Origin of the sequence: Hymenobacter sp. PAMC 26628 (assembly GCF_001562275.1) — a bacterium.
Taxonomy (GTDB): domain Bacteria; phylum Bacteroidota; class Bacteroidia; order Cytophagales; family Hymenobacteraceae; genus Hymenobacter.
The window spans coordinates 710643-728191 of sequence record NZ_CP014304.1 but is presented as its reverse complement, the minus strand read 5'-3'; the positions used below and the strand labels follow the sequence as shown (position 1 = coordinate 728191).

Below are 17549 nucleotides of genomic sequence, written 5' to 3'. Positions count from 1 at the left end.
AACTCTTTTCCACATGGCAGAACAGAAAATCACCATCAAAAATGGCAAGCTGAACGTACCCGATAAGCCCACGATTCCCTACATTGAGGGCGATGGCACGGGCCCGGACATCTGGCGTGCCTCGCAGCTTGTATTCGACGCGGCCGTGGAAAAAGCTTACGGCGGCAAAAAGCAGCTGGTGTGGAAGGAAGTGCTGGCCGGCGAGAAATCCTTTAAGCAAACCGGCAACTGGCTTCCCGCCGAAACCCTCGACGCGTTCCGCGACTACCTCGTGGGCATCAAGGGGCCCCTGACCACGCCCGTGGGCGGCGGCATCCGCTCGCTGAACGTGGCCCTGCGCCAGGAGCTGGACCTGTACGCCTGCGTGCGCCCCGTGCGCTACTACGACGGCGTGCCCTCGCCGGTGAAGCACCCGGAGCTGACCAACATGGTCATCTTCCGCGAAAACACCGAGGACATCTACGCCGGCATCGAGTACATGAACGGCACGCCCCAGGCCCAGAAAATGCTGGAATTCCTGGTGGACGAGATGGGGGTGAAGAAAATTCGCTTTCCCGAAACGTCGTCGTTCGGTATTAAGCCCGTGTCGAAGGAAGGCACCGAGCGCCTCGTACGCGCTGCCATCAAGTATGCCTTGGAACACAAGCTACCGTCGGTGACGCTGGTGCACAAGGGCAACATCATGAAGTTCACCGAAGGTGCCTTCAAAACCTGGGGCTACGAGCTGGCCGAGAAGGAGTTTGGCGCTAAAGTATTTACCTGGGCCCAGTACGACAAGATTGTGGCCAAACAGGGTGTGGCCGTGGCCGATGCCCTGCAAAAGCAGGCCCAGGACCAAGGCAAGCTCATCATCAAGGACAGCATCGCCGATGCGTTCCTCCAACAGATTTTGCTGCGCCCCGCCGAGTACTCGGTGGTGGCCACGCTGAACCTGAACGGCGACTACATCTCCGACGCCCTAGCGGCCATCGTGGGCGGCATCGGCATCGCGCCGGGCGCCAACATCAACTACCTCACCGGCCACGCCATCTTCGAAGCCACCCACGGCACGGCCCCCAAGTACGCCAACCAGGACAAAGTGAACCCCGGCTCGGTTATCCTCTCGGGGGTGATGATGCTGGAGCACATGGGCTGGAAAGAAGCCGCCGACCTCATCAACAAAGGCTTAGAAGCCGCCATTGAGAGTAAGCGCGTCACTTACGACTTCGAGCGCCAAATGGAAGGTGCTACCCTCCTCAAAACGAGCGAGTTCGGCCAGGAGATTATCAAAAATATGTAGTAGCTTGGCTACTACATATTAATTAGAAACCCCTACGTTGGCTCTAGTCGGCGTGGGGGTTTTACATTCAAGCTAATGTTAGACTTTGTATTTCAAAACGGAGAGTTTTCACCAGATAGCTCTTCATTTTTACCAGATCTACTTACAAGCGCAATTGGTGCAGGCATTGGTGCTGGTGGTGCACTCTTTGTTTACTGGTTGCAAATACAAAGAGAACGAGATCTAAAGTATATAAATCAAAGTACTCAAGACAAAGCAGACATAGAATACTTTCAATTAGTACTAAAAGATACTCTTGGCTTTGTTGAAGTAGAATCTAAAGTGCGTCTTGATTATGCCGCTGAAATCAAACAGCAACCATATAAAAGCATTCCTTTAAATTCTTACCCAACGTTACCCTTGATTCGTCTGGAAAAAATTAATCATGAAAAGATGCATCACTTATTTCTTTCAACACAAGGTAGCGATGCAACTAAAAATTTCAAAAATATTTATAAATACATAGACTATTTTACAAATTCCTTTACTGAAATTAATTCGACAATAGACAGAGATACTATAGAAATACAAACCCTCAAACAAGATTACGCTAATCAGTTCGACAGCTTAGTAGATGAAGTATCGAAGAAGGCGAATGCTATACGCTATGGTGTTCATAAAGGTCATCTATCCTATGAAAATGATCCGTTGTACGTTTTGCTTAATGGAATAATTTCTGATTTTTATGAAAATAGAACTGATACAACTGATTTAGTTTACTATCAGACGCAATTTGTAAGAAAGTTAACTGAAGGTTTAGTACTAGGTAAATTCATAGGAGATTCTGATTGTCTTAATTTAGCATTAAGTAGCAAAGGCATAACATTCATTTATAGCAACATAAAATTTAAGATCGAGGGTTTAGCAGAATATCTTCAACGATATTGCAGTTCTTTACAACAAGAATTGAAAAATTTCACTGTCTCCGTAGACAAAATAGGCTTTAGTAAGCAATTAATTAATGAACGCTGGTACCATATTTTTTATACGCCTGGACAGTAAATTATCCCTCCTACCATTTTTATCACTAGTTTTCATTAGTGTATCGCTATAATACAAGCTATTCTACCAGACCTGAACTAAATATTGTCTAATCATTTAGAGTTAAAGCCTATTGTCGATTTGGGACGGCACATTACTGCCGCCAGGACCGTTTGGAGCGATTTTAAGACACTGCTGAAGCCGCACGGGCTTTATGTAATTCCTTATCAACCGGGTAGTGAGGGCTGGGACGGGTTTCCTTACTCCGTGGCCGGCCTTACCTTTGCCGGGTATGCCATCAATCTCCCACCGCGGCCAGGCCATGCCGGTGTCGCCGTTTCGCAAGTTATTGCCGTTTGCCGATGCTGCCAAGCAGGCTGGCAAAGTCGTTTATCCGCTCAACATCGGCCAGCCCGACGTGCTGACGCCCCCCGAAATGATGGAGGCCGTGCGCAACGCCGACATCAAGGTGTTGGGCTACGGGCTGGGGGCGGGCTCCGATAGCTACCGCCACAAGCTGGCCACCTATTACCAGCGGGCGGGCATTCCGGCGCAGTTCGAGCACATCATGGTGACGACGGCGGGCAGCGAGGCCATCATGTTCGCCATGCTCGCCTGCCTCAACCCGGGCGATGAAGTGATTGTGGCCGAACCGTTTTACGGCACCTATACCGCATTTGCCATCGCGGCTGGCGTGAACATCGTGGCCGTCACGTCGCACATCGAGGACGGTTTTGCCCTGCCGCCGCTGGCTGATTTCGAGGCCGTCATCACGGACCGTACCCGCGCCATCCTCATCTGCAACCCCAGCAACCCCACCGGCTACGTGTACCGGCGCGACGAGCTGGAGGCGCTGCTGGGCCTGTGCATCCGCCACGATTTGTATTTGCTGTCGGACGAGGCGTACCGCGAGTATTGCTACGACGGGGCTACCTCAACCAGCGTGCTCAGCCTGGAAGGCAGCGAGCCGTACGCCGTGGTGCTCGACACCATTTCGAAACGTTACAGCGCTTGTGGGGCCCGCGTGGGAGCCTTCGTCACGCGAAACTTGGACGTGTGGCAGGCTGCGTTCCACTTCGGGCAGATGCGCATTTGCCCCCCTACCCTGGAAATGATAGCCGCCGAGGCTGCTGCGGACCTGCCCCCCTCCTACTTCGACGGCACCCGTGCCGAGTACCAGGCCCGCCGCGACCTCATGGTGGCCCGCCTGCGGGCCATGCCGGGCGTGACGTGCCCCGTGCCCGGGGGCGCTTTCTACGTGGTGGCCCGCCTGCCCGTGGACGACGCCGAGAAGTTTGGGCAGTGGCTGCTGGAAGAGTTTACGCTCGACAACCAGACGCTGATGCTGTCGCCCGCTAATGGTTTCTACCACACGCCGGGCCTGGGCATCCAGGAAGTACGTATCGCCTACGTCATCAACCGCACGGACTTGGCGGCGGCTATGACGTGCTTGGAGGTAGCGTTGCGCGAATATCCGGGGCGCACGATGCATCTTGCGGGCGCGGCGGCCGTAGAAGCGGCAGCCTCCACCGCCTCGTAACTACCTCATTCATGGTCCCTTCATCTGTTTCGGTACAAACCGCCGACTCACCTTCTACCCACGATTATTCGGCGCCGCTGCGTGTTTGGCACTGGGGCAATGCCCTGCTGGTAACCGGCCAGTTGCTGACCATCCTCTTCCTGAATGTTATCGTCGATGCGCGCTCAGCCATCCCGGAGTTTATGAAGGCGGCGACCAAGGACGGTGGGGCCCCCACCGAGCAGCAAGGCCGGGCATTTGCCCACATCATCAGCGACCGGATCTGGGAATGGCACATTGCCATCGGCCTCGGGCTAGCCGCTTTCTGGCTGTTGCGGGTACTGCTGGAGCTGCGGGGCCCCGCAGAGGTGCGCTTCTCGACGCGCTTGATGCTGGTGGCCCGCAAGTACCGCCTCGCCCCGCCCGCCGAAAAGGGCGACGCGCGCCACGCGCTATTTGCCAAGACCACGTACGCGTTGTTTTACATCTTCTTAACCGTCATGGTCATCACCGGCCTGGCCCTGACCTGGGCCGACGACGTACCGTTTCTGCACAGCATCGAACACACGGTCAAGGAAGTACACAACGTGACTATGTACCTAATTATTGGCTTTTTCGTGCTGCACTTGGCTGGCGTGGTGTGGTCGGAAATTACCGAAGATAACGGCCTTATTTCGCGGATGGTTAGCGGCAGCAAAGCCGGCAACCAGCGCGCTTAGCCACGGCAGCCCCCTGGGGCCCTAGACGCGCTTGGCTCACGACAACGCTGCTACGCCGGGGCCCTAAATCACCGGACCAGCGCCCTTCTGGGGCCCTGGCCTCCATCAAAAAGAGCGGCTCCTGGGAGCCGCTCTTTTTGTTCGGGCCGGAAATACCGGCGGCTTATTTGTTCAGCGGCTTGTCCTCGGCTTTTTGCGTTGAGCTTTGGATGGATTGCAGCTGCATGGGGTTGGGCTGGGTCGGGAACGACTGCTGGAACAGCTCGAAGCGCGAGGCCACGGGCTGGCGCGGGTAGGCGTTGTTGCTCAGGTCGGTATCGGCGGTTTGCAGGTAGGGGTCGAGCACGAAGCTCACCACCGGCTTGCTCGTGGTGACGACCTTGGTGACCTGCTCGTTGTTTTTGCGCCACAGCTCCACCGGGATGTTCTGGATTTCCTGGCTGCCGTCGGCGTAGGTCAATTGCAGAATGACCGGCATCACGAGGCCGCCCACGTTGTGCAGGCTCAGCTCGTAGAAGTTGGTGTTGTCGCGCAGGCGCTGCTGCTGGGCGGGGGTCAGGTTTTTGGTGTAGGCGGTGTAGCGGCTGCGGTCGGCGTCGGTCACGGCCAGCGGGTCGTAGCTGTTGTAGAAGTCCTTGAGGTCAGGCTTCTCGTCCACCACCGTCTGCTTGATGTCCTGGGCGTTGCGCTGCTGCGACACGGTTTGCGGCTGGGCGGCTTGCAGCTTTTGCAGGCGGGTGTTTTCCACGCTCGGGTCCTTGGTGTTCACGTTGTAGTACTTCACTGCGTCGATGCTGATGTCGCAGCGGTCGGTGCCATAGAACCAGCCGCGCCAGAACCAGTCGAGGTCCACGGCCGAAGCGTCCTCCATCGTGCGAAAGAAATCGGCGGGCGTGGGGTGCTTGTAGGCCCAGCGCTGGGCGTAGGTTTTGAAGGCGTAGTCGAACAGCTCGCGGCCCATCACCGTTTCGCGCAGCACGTTCAGGGCCGTGGCGGGCTTGCCGTAGGCGTTGTTGCCGAATTGCAACACCGATTCCGAGTTGGTCATAATCGGCGTTTGCAGGCTCTTGTCGGTGCGCATGTAGGCCACGATGTCTTTCGGCTCGCCGCGGCGCGAGGGGTAGTTGCGCTCCCACTCCTGCTCCGTCAGGTACTGGCAGAAGGTGTTCAGGCCCTCGTCCATCCACGTCCACTGGCGCTCGTCCGAGTTCACAATCATCGGGAAGAAGTTGTGGCCCACTTCGTGGATGATCACCGAAATCATGCCGTACTTCCGGTCGGCCGAGTAGGTGCCGTCGGCCTCGGGTCGCCCGCCGTTGAAGCACAGCATGGGGTACTCCATGCCACCCACCGGGCCGTGCACCGAAATGGCCACCGGGTACTGGTACGGGATGGTGAACTTCGAATACGTCTTGATGGTGTGAGCTACCACCTCTGTGGAGTACTTACCCCACAGCGGGTTACCTTCCTTAGGGTAATAGCTCATGCACATCACTGGTTTGCCGTCCTGCTTGATGCCCATGGCGTCCCAAATGAATTTGCGCGAGCTGCACCAGGCAAAGTCGCGCACGTTTTTGGCGGCGAAGGTCCAGGTTTTAGTGCCCTTGGGCTGGCCGCCTTCGCTCTTCACGGCCTCGTCCTGGCTCACGATGAGCACCGGCTTTTTGGCCCCCACGGCCTGGCGCAGGCGGGCCTGCTGGGTGCCGGTGAGCACCTGCGCGGCGTTCTGGAGTGTGCCGGTGGCGCCCACCACGTGGTCGGCCGGGGCCGTGATGCTCACGCGGTAATCGCCAAAAGGCAGGGCAAACTCGCCGTTGCCCAAAAACTGCTTGTTCTGCCAGCCCTGGAAGTCCGAGTACACGGCCATGCGGGGGTAAAACTGGGCGATTTCGTAGAGGTAGTTTTTGTCCTGCGGGAAATACTCATAGCCGCTGCGGCCGTTGATTTTCAGCTGGTCGTTGATGTTGTAGCGCCAGTTGATTTTGAACGACACGGACTGCTTGGGCCCCAGGGCCCGCGGCAGGTCCACGCGCATCATGGTGTGGTTGATGACATGGGCCAGCGCCTTGCCGTCGGCCGAGGTCACGGCCTCAATCTTAAAGCCGCCGTCGAAGTCGCGCTGCACCATATTATCCACCGCCTGGAACGGCACCCGCGCATCGAGTGCGGCCACCTGCGTGGCGATGGTGATGGAGTTCTTGTCGAACAGGTTTTGGTCGAGCTGCACCCAGAGGTAGGGCAGCGTGTCGGGCGAGAGGTTGGTGTAGGTGATGGTTTCGCGGCCCGAAATAGCTTGCTTGGCATCGTCAAGCGTCACGGCGATGGTGTAGTCGGCGCGCTGCTGCCAGTATTGGGGCCCCGGGGCCCCGCTGGCGGTGCGGTAGCTATTGGCGGTGGGCAGCAGCGTTTCGAGCTGCGCGAACTTGTCGGTGCCGGAGTTGGTGAGCTGCGCATGGGCCGCCGGGGCGGCCAGCAGCAGCAGCGCGGCTTTCAGGGAGGAAAAACGGGGCATGAACCGGGGAATAGGTTTCAACGAAATGAGTAAGGCACCCAAGATTGAGAAAGGCGGCAAATTACGCCGTTAAGTTGCAGGGACCCCGGCGGCAGGAAATCATTTCCTGCCTTAAGCATATTTTTGTTGCAGCAACAGCAGCGCAGCCACGCCCAGCGCCGCGCCGCTCACGGCCAGTACCCAGTCGCGCCGGGCCACGCCGAAGCCACGCAGCAGCAGGGCCCCCAGCGCCAGGATGACGCTCACAATCAGCACCTGCCCCAGCTCCACGCCCACGTTAAAGGCCAGCAGCTCCAGCACCGGCCGGCTCTGCTGGCCGAGCAATTCGCGCAAGTAGTTGGAAAACCCGAGGCCGTGGACGAGGCCGAATGCGGCGGCCAGGGCATTGGGGGCCGCCCATAGCACGGGGCCCAGGGACCGGTTTGCGGGGGCCGGCCGGCCTGGGGGCCCCACCCGCCCGAGGTTGAAAACGGCCGTGGCCATGATTGTCACCGGAATCAGGGCCTCGATAACGGCCGGCGGAAACGTGACGAGCCGCAGCGTGGCCAGCGCCAGCGTGAGCGAGTGCCCCACGGTGAAGCTCGTGACCAGCGCCAGCACCCGCCGCCAGTCGGCCAGCACGTAGGGCGCGCACAGGGCCAGCAGAAACGTGAGGTGGTCGGTGGCCCGCGGGTTGCAGATGTGCAGAAACCCCAGGTGCAGGTAGGTTGTGAATGTGCTCATGCAAAAAGAAAGCGGAGTTCCTGCAAAAGTCTGGTAACTTGCCGGAAATCTTATTCTATTCAGATTTTTAGTATAATTCCTGGTTTTAAAATCCTCAATGCGGACATTAAATATTCACTCTGGGGCCCCAAATTGGCCACGCCAGTTCATTTGCATTGGCTATATTATTGTTATTGCACCGGCACACAACAACCTGATAATTATTTCATCTTTATAACCATTCCATGCTGCACCGTTACGTTCTAGCCTTTTCACTGTTCTTAACATTCACCTCGGCCCACAGCCAGGTTTCCACTGCCGGCGCCGGCGCCATGCCCGTGCCCCTCAGCCGCCAGGACACGGCGCGCGCCGTGCACGAACTGTTCAAGAGCCGGCGCGGCGGTGGCTTTAGCTGGCTGGCGTTCGGTGGGGCGGGCATGGCGGCGTCCATCATCCCCGCCCAGCAAACCACCAGCGCGGGCGTTTGGACGCCCGGGGTGGTCATTGGCTCGGCACTGGCGGCGCTGGGCATCAAAAAACTCGCCCAGTTCGGGTGGGGGCGCGAGCACCGCGTGCTAAGCGCCTTGGCGGCCACTGGCTACTTGCCAGCCGATGTAAAGCGCCGCCTGCGCGGCAATTTTGCTCCGCTTCACGGTACTGCTTCGGCCCCCAACCCATTTTTGGCCGCTGGTATTGTGTCCAGCGCGTCAATTCCTGCCCCGCCACTGCCCGGCCCGGCTGCGCCAACGTCCACCGCCTCGGTTACTACGCCTACCCAATTGCTGGCCGATGCCCGGCAGGATACCCTCGACGCCGTGCAGGGGTTTTTCAACGCCAAACAACTCGGTGGGCAGCTACCGCTCCTCCTAGCCCTGCCTGGCCTGCGCCTGATGACGGGCGCCAGCAATACCAATTACTCGCCCTCGCCCTACTTGCAATCCCAAAGCAGCGAGCCCGGTACCGGGCAGGTAGTGGCGGGTTTGGCACTCATGGCGGGCGGCGCCGCGTACATGTTCATTCACAACGCGCCTTATACGGCCACCAAGTTCGCCACTTTGCGCAACGATTACTTGGCAGGCAAGCCTTTGCCCGCTGATATCCGCACCAAGCTCAAAGCCAGGCACCTTGTGCAAGGCCGCGCCTACCGTGAGCGGCTGGACCGCAAAGCTGCGCGCCGAGCCAAAAGAAACAGCTGATACAACCGAGCTATTTCACTGCAAATGGGGCTCCGGAGCGGTGGTGCTGGCAAGTACTGCCACTGCCCCCGGGGCCCCACCAACCGTAAAAATCAAACCACTGAGCTGGGCGCGGCGGCCAGCACCGGCCGGGCCAGCATGGCCCGCGCCACCGCCTGGCCACTGACGAGCGCCGCCTCGACAGTGCCGGCAAACGGGCCGCTATAGGTACCCTCCCCGGCAAAAAACAGCGTACCGGCCACGGGCGTGGCCAAGGCCGCTTGCGCCGCCCCGGCGCCCACCGTGGCATACGAATACGCTCCGTAGGCAAAGGGCTCGTGGCCCCAGTTGCGCACGTAGCTGGCGCAGAGCTGCGCTTGCAGAGTTTCGGGCGATACCGCCAGCAAGGGAGCCAGCGACGCCAGGGCGAGTTGCAGCACCGCTTCGTTGGGGGCCCCCACCAGCCGCTGCGCGGCGGGCCCGGCCAGCCAGCCGGTGAGCTGGGGCGTGGCGGCGGGCCGCTGGCTCCACCAAGTGGGCACGGCCGCATCGGAGAGTAGAAACTCCAGTTCCGGCAGCCGGTCTTGCCAGAAGGGCGTGCGAAACTCCAGTACGATTTTGATAACCGAGCCAAAGCCCAGTTGGGCCGCGGCGGCCCGGTGCGCGGCCACCTCCGGCACAAAGCCCAAGTAGCCGGCCTGCTGGGGGCCCCGCTGCCACACTCCTAGCGGCACCGTGCACAGCATCTGCTGGGCGCGGTAGGTGGCGCCGGCTGCCGTCACGGCCTCTACTTGCCCGGGCTGCCACCGGATTTCTCGCACCGGCGCCGCCAGGTGCAGCAGGGCCCCCGCCGCCTGCGCTTGCGCCGCCAGCCAGTGCAGCAGCGGCCCATAGCCCCCCACCGGCCGCAGCGAGCCCTGGGCCCCACCCGCCGACCACTCGTCGCGCATGGCCCAGGCGCTCACGCGCTGCGGATCGGCCGCGTCGTAGCCTTCGGCAAACTGGGTGGCAAAGGTGCGCAGCGCGGTGTATTCGGGGCCCGAAAATTCGCGGTCCAGAAAGTCGGCCAGCGGCAGGTCGTGGGCTAGTGCCTGGAGTTTTTCCAGCAGCGGGGGCAGCAGCGCGAAATAGTTGGCCTGGGCCTGCAGCTGGCCGCCTTGCACCAAGTACGATTCGCCATTGGCCTCCTCCCACGTGATGCCCGCTTCCGCCATTAGGGCCCTGGTGAGGGGCACTTCGCCGTGCATGAATTCTGCCCCGGCCTCGATGGACTGGGTGAAGCCCGGGGGCCCCAGCGTGTGCACACGCCCGCCGATCCGGTCCTGGGCCTCCACGAGGCACACGCGGCGGCCGGCCCGGGCCAGTCCCCGCGCCGCGAGCAACCCCGCGGCCCCAGCCCCAATCACCAGTACTTCGGTAGAATAACTATTGTTGTTGGCAGCCATACATTTTGCGCAAAAAAAGCCCCGCTAGCAAGCGCTGGCGGGGCTTTTTGTTTAGAGGCAACTTATTTATACGGTCGGGATTTCTACGTTCTCGAACTTCACCGCACCGTCTTCTATCGAGCGCTACTACACGTTCTAATTCAACAACAAGCGCACCAGAATCAGTTTAGTGAAGACACGGGGAGCATTTAATTAATTTAAGGTTCCGGGCAACTCTTGTAGCATTCGCGCCACAGTTTCATCCAGCGGGTTGATTTGCGTTTGCATTACCAACCACACAAACTCAAAATCAGTATCAAAATAATGATGCGTCAGCTTGTCGCGCATTCGGGCAATGTTGCGCCACGGTATTTCGGGGTACGCCTCGCGCCACTCGACCGGCAGGTTTTTTGTGGCCTCGCCAATAATTTCGACGCTTTTCACCACAGCGCGGCACATTACTTCATCGGCTACCAGCGCCGCCAAATCCGGCAATTTCAGCCGGCATCGCTGCAAAAACTGTATCTCGTCGCGGATATGCAATAGTCGTTCAAGCGGCGGCAAGGACATATTCAGTAGTACGTAAGATATGCGGCCCAATGTATGGCGACAGCCCCGGCCGCGTCAGCAGTTCCACTTCCCGCCCAAGCAACTCTTCTAAAAAATCAACTATTTCAAAGAAGCCGTTAAACGTCTTTCGCCCTTGCCCAAAATCCACGAGCAAATCCACGTCGCTCGCCTCCGTAGCCTCATCGCGCACAAACGAGCCGAACAGCCCCAACTGCGCCACGCCCAGCGCCCGCAACTGCGCCTGCTGCTGTTGAAGGCGGGCAATAACTTCGGCCTTGGTGCGGACTGGTTCCATAAGCGTGCTATATACGAAGGACACGCAAGATACAGCCCCCTTGCTAGCCGTTCTCTCTTCTCCCCCCCCCCGGCCCCACCGCCGTGGCTGGCGCGGTGGGAGCAGCAGCAGTTTCTTGCAGGCCCACCCCGATGTGGAGTGGGAACGCGGCGTAACAAGTCACCTCATTTTTGTAGATCTTTGGGGTTAACTTGCTGCTGACTTCTACAATTATCGGCATGGCTCTTATCTCGTCCACACCTACGGCCACGGTTGCGCAACAACTCGACAACCTCGCCAATATGGCCGAGCGCGTGGCATCACCGGAATTCAAGCGGGGGTTTCGGGAGTTTGTGCGTGCTCGAGCCAAAGCAGCCAATTCCTTTTTGACCTACCGCGACGAACAAGGGCGCTTGGTGCAGGAATGGCCGAGCACGGGCCGGCTGGAAGTTCTGGCTGCGCCGGTGCAATGACCGACCTTACCGTTCCCACCATTTATGTACTGGCGGGGCCAAATGGGGCGGGTAAGACTTCCCTTTATCAGTACGAAGCGGTGAAAGTGCCGCGCTTAAACGGCGATAGTCTCTACCAGCAGGGCCTAAGCGTAGCCGAAGTAGAAGCATCGTTGCGGCAGCAATTGGAGGGGTGGATTGAACAGCGAATTTCTTTCGTTATCGAAACCAATGCGGCCAGCGAACGGGACTACGCCCTATTCAGCGCCCTGAAAAAAGCCGGTTACCACCTCGAACTCCGGTACGTGGGCTTGGAGTCGGTAGCGGTTTGCCAGCAGCGCGTGGCCCAGCGCGTGCTGGAAGGCGGCCACAGCGTGCCACCGGCGCTGATTCAGCAACGGTACGCCAACGGCCTGTCGCTGCTCAAGCGGCACTACCGCATTTTCGACCGCATACAATTGTACGACAACACTGGCACTGAGGCGCAGCAAGTAGCTGAGCTACGGCCCGGCCACGCTTTGCAGCAAACTGCTCTTTGGGCCGCTTGGGCAGCCCCTGTGTTAGCCCACATCATTAAAATGGAAGCGGTTTACCAGAAATTGCCTGGCTAAACTGCTCTGTTAGCAGCATCCGCGCCCCGCCGCCGGGGCTGGCGCGGCGGTGGTAGCAGGCGTTTCTGCAGACGTGTCAGATGGGGTCACTGCATATATTTACCGAATGAAAAACTTGATTACTCCTTCAAGATGGTTTGAGCCCAGTCCGTTCTCCTTTATTCGATATATGTCTTTTTTATCAGGGATAATTGCCTTATTTACAGTCGCGCAATGGAGTTGGGCAAAGGCATTAGGTGAATTAGGTTTTTATATATTACTAACTGATGTTACGCGCTAAATTAAGGTTTGCCCCTTTCACTGCTTGCCGCCATGACCTGCACGCTGGACTTATACACGGATTATCTGATTAGCTCGACGGGTCAAACCTCGGCCACGGGTTTGTCGCGGTTGCTGGGCGGGGCGGTGAGCCACGACCAGGTGACGCGCTGGCTCAGTGGCTCGTACCTGGATTCCGAGCAGGTCTGGCGGCAAGCCAAGCCGCTGATTCGCCGGGCCGAGCAGCAGCGGCCGGCCGACGAGTTTGCGGTGCTTATCGTCGACGATTCTGTCCTGGAGAAGGCGCACACCGACCCCAGCGCCCTGATTTGTACGCACTGGGACCACGGCCAGGGCCGCTTTGTCAAGGGGCTTAACTTCGTGAGCCTGCTCTACCAGGCCGGCGCGTTGGCCGTGCCCATCGCCGTGGAACTCATCGAAAAAACCGAGGCCGTCTGGGACGCCAAAACCCAGCAAACCAAAGCCAAAAGCAAGTACACCAAGAACGAGCACCTGCGGGCCATGCTGCGCGTGGCCCAGCAGCAAGTGGCCTATCGGTACCTGCTGGCCGACAGTTGGTACGCCTCGGCCGAAAACCTGAATGCCGTGCGGGCCCTGGGCCACCACTTCGTCGTGGCGCTCGAATCCTCGCGCACGGTGGCCTTGAGCGAGGCCGCGCGGGCGCAAGGCCGGTTTCAGGCCGTCGATACCCTTGTTTTTCCCGAGGAGCAGCCCCTGCGCGTCTTTTTGCGGTCCGTCCAACCGGCGGTGCTCGTGACCAGGCAAGTCTTTACAAACAAAGACGGTTCGCAGGGCGTGCTCTACCTGGTCAGCAGCGACACGACCCTGAACCAAGCCCAGTTGGCGGCGATTTACCAGAGACGGTGGAAAGTCGAAGAATACCACAAATCCCTCAAACAGAATGCGTCGATGGGCAAGTCGCCCACCAAAACGCCCGACACCCAAGCCAATCATTTTTTTGCCGCTATTCTGGCTTACACCAAGTTAGAAGCGCTCAAACTCAAGTGCGGCATTGGGCATTTTCGCTTGAAAGCACAACTATATTTGACCGGACTCAAAGCCATGTACCAGCAATTAGCCCAATTCACCGCGTAATATCAGTTACTAATACTTTTTTATGCCGGGCCGTTGATTGCTGTTGATAGTCTCGAACAAGATATACGGAAGAAAATAGATGAGAAGGAAAATTATATTTCTCGTCTTCAAGCAAAAATAGAATTTTTATTGTTTGATTATCAATGCGTTGTTAAGGCTTTTAAAATTAGCTAAGCCTGCACACAATTGAAAAACCTCTTCCAATTTCACTTTTTTTCTCATTCTGTTCTCCTGGCGCAGGATAAAAAAGGATTTCATCTTCGCAAGTGCATTTTCTACGGCTACCCGTTCACGAGCAAGTAGGCGATTTATCGCTCGCTGCCAAGCGTTAATCGGGTTATTTTTGCTAGCCTTAAACGGAATGAAAATGCGTTCACTTATGCCCAGATTCTTAATTCCCTGAAAGCCTAGGTCAACATGAAGTGTATAGTTTTTTAAGCAAATACCGGCTAGCATATCTTTTAAAATGGCAAAATCCTGTTGCCTGCCGCTATAGCCCTTACTGATTAATTTTATTTGTCGGTCTAGGGTGCTAAGTAGCAGAAACTTTAGGGTGTGAAGTTTTTTTTACCGCTATAGTGCTCTCGTTGAATTTCTTGATTAGCAGCTCGTTCAATTGGTATTTCGGTCACATCAATCACTAAGTCTTCTATGCCCGCGAAATACTCGTCGAATGCCCGCTGATTGGCAAAAATTGCTTGACTAGCCGGCATTACTTGGTGCAAAGCAGCTTTTAAACAGGGTTTAAGTAGCTCCAAATACTGACTCACCGCATACTCAGAGATGTTAAAATAAACGCCCATATTTAACAAAGTTGGATACGCTTTTAAATAGTGCAGAATAAAAAATAAAGCCTCTTTTTTATCCGTAAGCACCGGCTTCTTGCCCGCGTGCAACAAGGTCTTTTTAGGGGTATAATATAACTCGAACGCAACAGCAAGTTTTTCGAATTCGGAAAGCGTTAACCCAGTAGTTGCTTTATATTGACGGTCTGTGCGAGTGTGATGATAAATACTAGGCATTTATTTTATACGCAAAATATTGATAAACAGTTAATAAAAACCTTAATAGAAGAAATGGAGTACAATAATTCCATTTCTAACCTTCAAATACAGTTGGACGAGTTGAATGACAAAGAAGAATTCTATAAAAATGAAATAAAGCGTCTGAAATCAAGAGTGAACCATTTACTTAGAGGTTAGGTAACATCCAGGTTCTGTAAGCAAAAAGCCCCGCCAGCACTGCGCTGACGGGGCTTTCTATTAAAATGCCAACCCAACGAATTACACCGCCGGGATTTCCACGTTCTCGAACTTCACCGCGCCGTCTTCCAGCACGGCTTCTACCACGGTGTCCTTGCTCACTTTGCCGGAGAGAATTTCCTTGCTTAGCTCGTTGAGGATCACGCGCTGGAGCACGCGCTTCAGCGGCCGGGCCCCAAACTGCGGGTCGAAACCCTGTTCGCCGAGGTAGTCGAGCACCTCGCTGGTGGCTTCGAGTTGGATGCCGGCTTCTTGCAGGCGCTGCTGAATCTGGCGGAACTGGATGTCCACGATGCGGCGGATTTCCTTGCGCTTGAGGGGCTGGAACATCACGATTTCGTCGATGCGGTTCAGGAACTCGGGGCGCATGTGCTGGCGCAGGCGCTCCACCACTTCGTCGCGGGTGCGGTCCACCACTTCCTCGTGGTTGTACTCATTCAGCTCCTTGAAATTCTTCTGGATGATATCGGCCCCCGTGTTCGAGGTCATGATGATGATGGTGTTCTTGAAGTTCGCCACCCGGCCTTTGTTGTCGGTGAGGCGGCCGTCGTCGAGCACTTGCAGCAGGATGTTGAACACATCGGGGTGCGCTTTCTCAATCTCGTCGAGCAGCACCACCGAGTAGGGCTTGCGGCGCACGGCCTCCGTGAGCTGGCCGCCTTCGTCGTAGCCCACGTAGCCGGGAGGGGCCCCGATGAGGCGCGAGGTGGCGTGGCGTTCCTGGTACTCGCTCATGTCGATGCGCACCAGGGCGTTTTCGTCGTTGAACAGGTACTCGGCCAGGGCCTTGGCCAGCTCGGTTTTGCCCACGCCGGTGGTGCCGAGGAAGATGAACGATCCTATCGGCCGCTTGGGGTCTTGCAAGCCGGCGCGCGAGCGGCGCACAGCGTCCGAAATGGCGGCGATGGCCTCGGTCTGGCCAGCCACGCGCTTGCCCAGCTCGGCTTCGAGGTTGAGCAGCTTATCGCGGTCCGGTTGCAGCATTTTGCTCACCGGGATGCCGGTCCACTTGGCCACTACTTCGGCAATGTCCTCGCTGGTCACCACTTCTTGCAGCATCGCGCCGCCGTCTTTGGTGGCATTGGCTTCGTCCTGCAAGGTCTTGAGCCGCTGCTCAGCCTCCTGGATTTTGCCGTAGCGCAGCTCAGCCACGCGGCCGTAGTCGCCCTGGCGCTCGGCTTGCTCGGCTTCGGTTTTGAAGCGCTCGATATTTTCTTTCTCGGTCTGAATGCCGGTGAGGACGGATTTTTCGCCTTCCCACTTGGCCTTCAGCGAGTCGCGCTGCTCGTTCAGCTCCGACAAGTCTTTGCTCAGCACGGCCTCGCGGTCGTGGTTTTCTTCGCGGCGCATGGCTTCGCGCTCAATTTCGAGCTGCATGATGCGGCGCTGCACCTCGTCCAGCTCCTCGGGCATGGAGTTCATCTCGATGCGCAGCTTGGCGGCGGCCTCGTCCATCAGGTCGATGGCCTTGTCGGGCAGGAAGCGGTCGATGATGTAACGGCTGCTCAGCTCCACGGCCGCAATCACGGCGTCGTCGGTAATGCGCACGCCGTGGTGCAGCTCGTACTTCTCCTTGATGCCGCGCAGGATGCTGATGGCGTCGGGCTGGCTCGGCTCATCCACGATGACGGCCTGGAAGCGGCGCTCCAGGGCCTTGTCTTTCTCGATGTACTTCTGGTACTCCTTGAGCGTGGTGGCCCCGATGGCGTGCAGCTCGCCGCGGGCCAGGGCGGGCTTGAGCAGGTTGGCCGCGTCCATCGCGCCTTCGCCGCCCCCGCCGGCCCCAATCAGGGTGTGAATCTCGTCGATGAAGAGCAGAATCTGCCCCTCCGAGTCAGTCACTTCCTTGATGACGGCCTTGAGACGCTCCTCAAATTCGCCCTTGTACTTGGCCCCGGCCACAAGCAGGCCCAGGTCGAGGCTCATCAGGGTTTTGTCTTTCAGGTTCTCGGGCACGTCGCCGGCCACGATGCGCTGGGCCAGGCCCTCAGCAATGGCGGTTTTGCCCACGCCGGGCTCGCCCAACAGCACGGGGTTGTTCTTGGTGCGGCGCGACAAAATCTGGAGCACGCGGCGGATTTCCTCGTCGCGCCCAATCACGGGGTCCATCTTGCCCTGGCGCACCCGCTCGTTCAGGTTCACGGCGTAGCGGTTCAGGCTCTGGTATTGCTCCTCCGCGGTTTGGCTCGTGACTTTGCGGCCCCCGCGCAGCTCCTGGATGGCGGCTTTCAGGTCTTTCTCGCTGAAGCCGTTGTCTTTGAGCAAGGTCGCGGCCGCGTCTTTGCCGCCGAGGATGCCCAGTAGCAGGTGCTCGACGGAGACGAATTCGTCGCCCATCTCCTTCATCTGGGTGTTGGCGCGCGTCACGGCGTTGGCCGCGTCGTTGGCGAGGTAGGGCGAGCCGCCGCTCACCTTGGGGTAGGCGGCCACAATGGCATCGAGGCGCTGGCCGACGTTGGCCATGTTGGCGCCCAGTTTCTTGCCCAGAAACGCCAGGGTGTTCTCGTCGTTCTGGAGCAGGGCCTTCAGCAAATGGCCCGTTTCGATGGCCTGCTGCTGGTTGGCCCCGGCAAGTTCGGTGGCCTTCTGCACGGCCTCCTGTGCCTTGATGGTGAAGTTTTTAAAGTCCATTTTGGTTCGTCTCTAAGTAGGTGCT

The 17549-nt window shown here is 57.9% G+C and carries 16 protein-coding genes; 8 read left to right on the top strand and 8 right to left on the bottom strand.

Features of this window, described 5'->3' with window-relative positions; all coding sequences use genetic code 11:
• The first annotated feature begins 13 nt into the window (after positions 1 to 13).
• The 4 genes from icd to AXW84_RS03485 all read left to right on the top strand — a co-directional run bounded on the left by icd (position 14) and on the right by AXW84_RS03485 (position 4537).
• The gene (gene icd, locus AXW84_RS03495) at positions 14 to 1279 is read left to right on the top strand and encodes an NADP-dependent isocitrate dehydrogenase (protein ID WP_068228739.1); all 1266 of its coding nucleotides are present in this window, start codon (positions 14 to 16) and stop codon (positions 1277 to 1279) included.
• Between the two features lie 75 nt (positions 1280 to 1354).
• Positions 1355 to 2320, top strand: coding sequence for a hypothetical protein (locus AXW84_RS24440; protein WP_157886790.1), 966 nt, complete (start codon positions 1355 to 1357; stop codon positions 2318 to 2320).
• Positions 2321 to 2591: 271 nt separating this feature from the next.
• Positions 2592 to 3839 carry a pyridoxal phosphate-dependent aminotransferase gene (locus AXW84_RS03490; protein ID WP_068228736.1) on the top strand — a complete coding sequence of 416 codons (1248 nt, stop codon included), beginning with the start codon at positions 2592 to 2594 and terminating at the stop codon, positions 3837 to 3839.
• Positions 3840 to 3850: 11 nt separating this feature from the next.
• Positions 3851 to 4537: a cytochrome b/b6 domain-containing protein gene (locus AXW84_RS03485; protein ID WP_071890945.1), complete on the top strand. Its 687-nt coding sequence runs from the start codon at positions 3851 to 3853 to the stop codon at positions 4535 to 4537.
• Positions 4538 to 4700: 163 nt separating this feature from the next.
• Here the strand turns inward: AXW84_RS03485 and AXW84_RS03480 are convergent, their stop codons facing one another.
• Together AXW84_RS03480 and AXW84_RS03475 are read right to left on the bottom strand one after the other, a co-directional pair.
• Complete coding sequence (locus AXW84_RS03480; protein WP_068228728.1) at positions 4701 to 7049, bottom strand: M1 family metallopeptidase; 2349 nt, start codon at positions 7047 to 7049, stop codon at positions 4701 to 4703.
• 111 nt (positions 7050 to 7160) lie between these two features.
• Positions 7161 to 7772, bottom strand: a complete 612-nt coding sequence (locus AXW84_RS03475; protein WP_068228725.1) for a HupE/UreJ family protein — start codon at positions 7770 to 7772, stop codon at positions 7161 to 7163.
• A gap of 224 nt (positions 7773 to 7996) precedes the next feature.
• On the opposite strand from AXW84_RS03475, the gene AXW84_RS03470 reads away from it, so the two are divergent.
• A complete protein-coding gene (locus tag AXW84_RS03470) occupies positions 7997 to 8947 on the top strand; it encodes a hypothetical protein (RefSeq protein WP_068228722.1) in 951 nt (316 codons plus the stop codon).
• Positions 8948 to 9039: 92 nt separating this feature from the next.
• Here the strand turns inward: AXW84_RS03470 and AXW84_RS03465 are convergent, their stop codons facing one another.
• From AXW84_RS03465 to AXW84_RS03455, 3 genes are all read right to left on the bottom strand, one after another.
• On the bottom strand, positions 9040 to 10371 hold the full coding sequence (locus tag AXW84_RS03465; RefSeq protein WP_068228719.1) for a flavin monoamine oxidase family protein: 1332 nt from the start codon (positions 10369 to 10371) through the stop codon (positions 9040 to 9042).
• A gap of 192 nt (positions 10372 to 10563) precedes the next feature.
• Positions 10564 to 10920, bottom strand: coding sequence for a HepT-like ribonuclease domain-containing protein (locus AXW84_RS03460; RefSeq protein ID WP_071890941.1), 357 nt, complete (start codon positions 10918 to 10920; stop codon positions 10564 to 10566).
• Positions 10901 to 11215 carry a nucleotidyltransferase family protein gene (locus AXW84_RS03455; RefSeq protein ID WP_068228714.1) on the bottom strand — a complete coding sequence of 105 codons (315 nt, stop codon included), beginning with the start codon at positions 11213 to 11215 and terminating at the stop codon, positions 10901 to 10903. Before AXW84_RS03455 ends, AXW84_RS03460 begins: the two co-directional genes overlap by 20 nt.
• Before the next feature lie 191 nt (positions 11216 to 11406).
• Here AXW84_RS03455 and AXW84_RS03450 point away from each other — a divergent pair, with 191 nt between their 5' ends.
• From AXW84_RS03450 to AXW84_RS03440, 3 genes are all read left to right on the top strand, one after another.
• Positions 11407 to 11667 carry a hypothetical protein gene (locus tag AXW84_RS03450; RefSeq protein WP_068228710.1) on the top strand — a complete coding sequence of 87 codons (261 nt, stop codon included), beginning with the start codon at positions 11407 to 11409 and terminating at the stop codon, positions 11665 to 11667.
• Positions 11664 to 12257: a zeta toxin family protein gene (locus AXW84_RS03445; protein WP_157886789.1), complete on the top strand. Its 594-nt coding sequence runs from the start codon at positions 11664 to 11666 to the stop codon at positions 12255 to 12257. Before AXW84_RS03450 ends, AXW84_RS03445 begins: the two co-directional genes overlap by 4 nt.
• Before the next feature lie 312 nt (positions 12258 to 12569).
• Positions 12570 to 13631, top strand: coding sequence for an IS701 family transposase (locus AXW84_RS03440; protein WP_068227993.1), 1062 nt, complete (start codon positions 12570 to 12572; stop codon positions 13629 to 13631).
• Positions 13632 to 13757: 126 nt separating this feature from the next.
• Here the strand turns inward: AXW84_RS03440 and AXW84_RS03435 are convergent, their stop codons facing one another.
• The 3 genes from AXW84_RS03435 to clpB all read right to left on the bottom strand — a co-directional run bounded on the left by AXW84_RS03435 (position 13758) and on the right by clpB (position 17524).
• Positions 13758 to 14138: a transposase family protein gene (locus AXW84_RS03435; RefSeq protein WP_236943322.1), complete on the bottom strand. Its 381-nt coding sequence runs from the start codon at positions 14136 to 14138 to the stop codon at positions 13758 to 13760.
• A gap of 41 nt (positions 14139 to 14179) precedes the next feature.
• A complete protein-coding gene (locus AXW84_RS03430) occupies positions 14180 to 14653 on the bottom strand; it encodes a transposase family protein (protein WP_068228700.1) in 474 nt (157 codons plus the stop codon).
• Positions 14654 to 14914: 261 nt separating this feature from the next.
• The gene (gene clpB / locus AXW84_RS03425) at positions 14915 to 17524 is read right to left on the bottom strand and encodes an ATP-dependent chaperone ClpB (RefSeq protein WP_068228697.1); all 2610 of its coding nucleotides are present in this window, start codon (positions 17522 to 17524) and stop codon (positions 14915 to 14917) included.
• Positions 17525 to 17549: the final 25 nt, after the last annotated feature.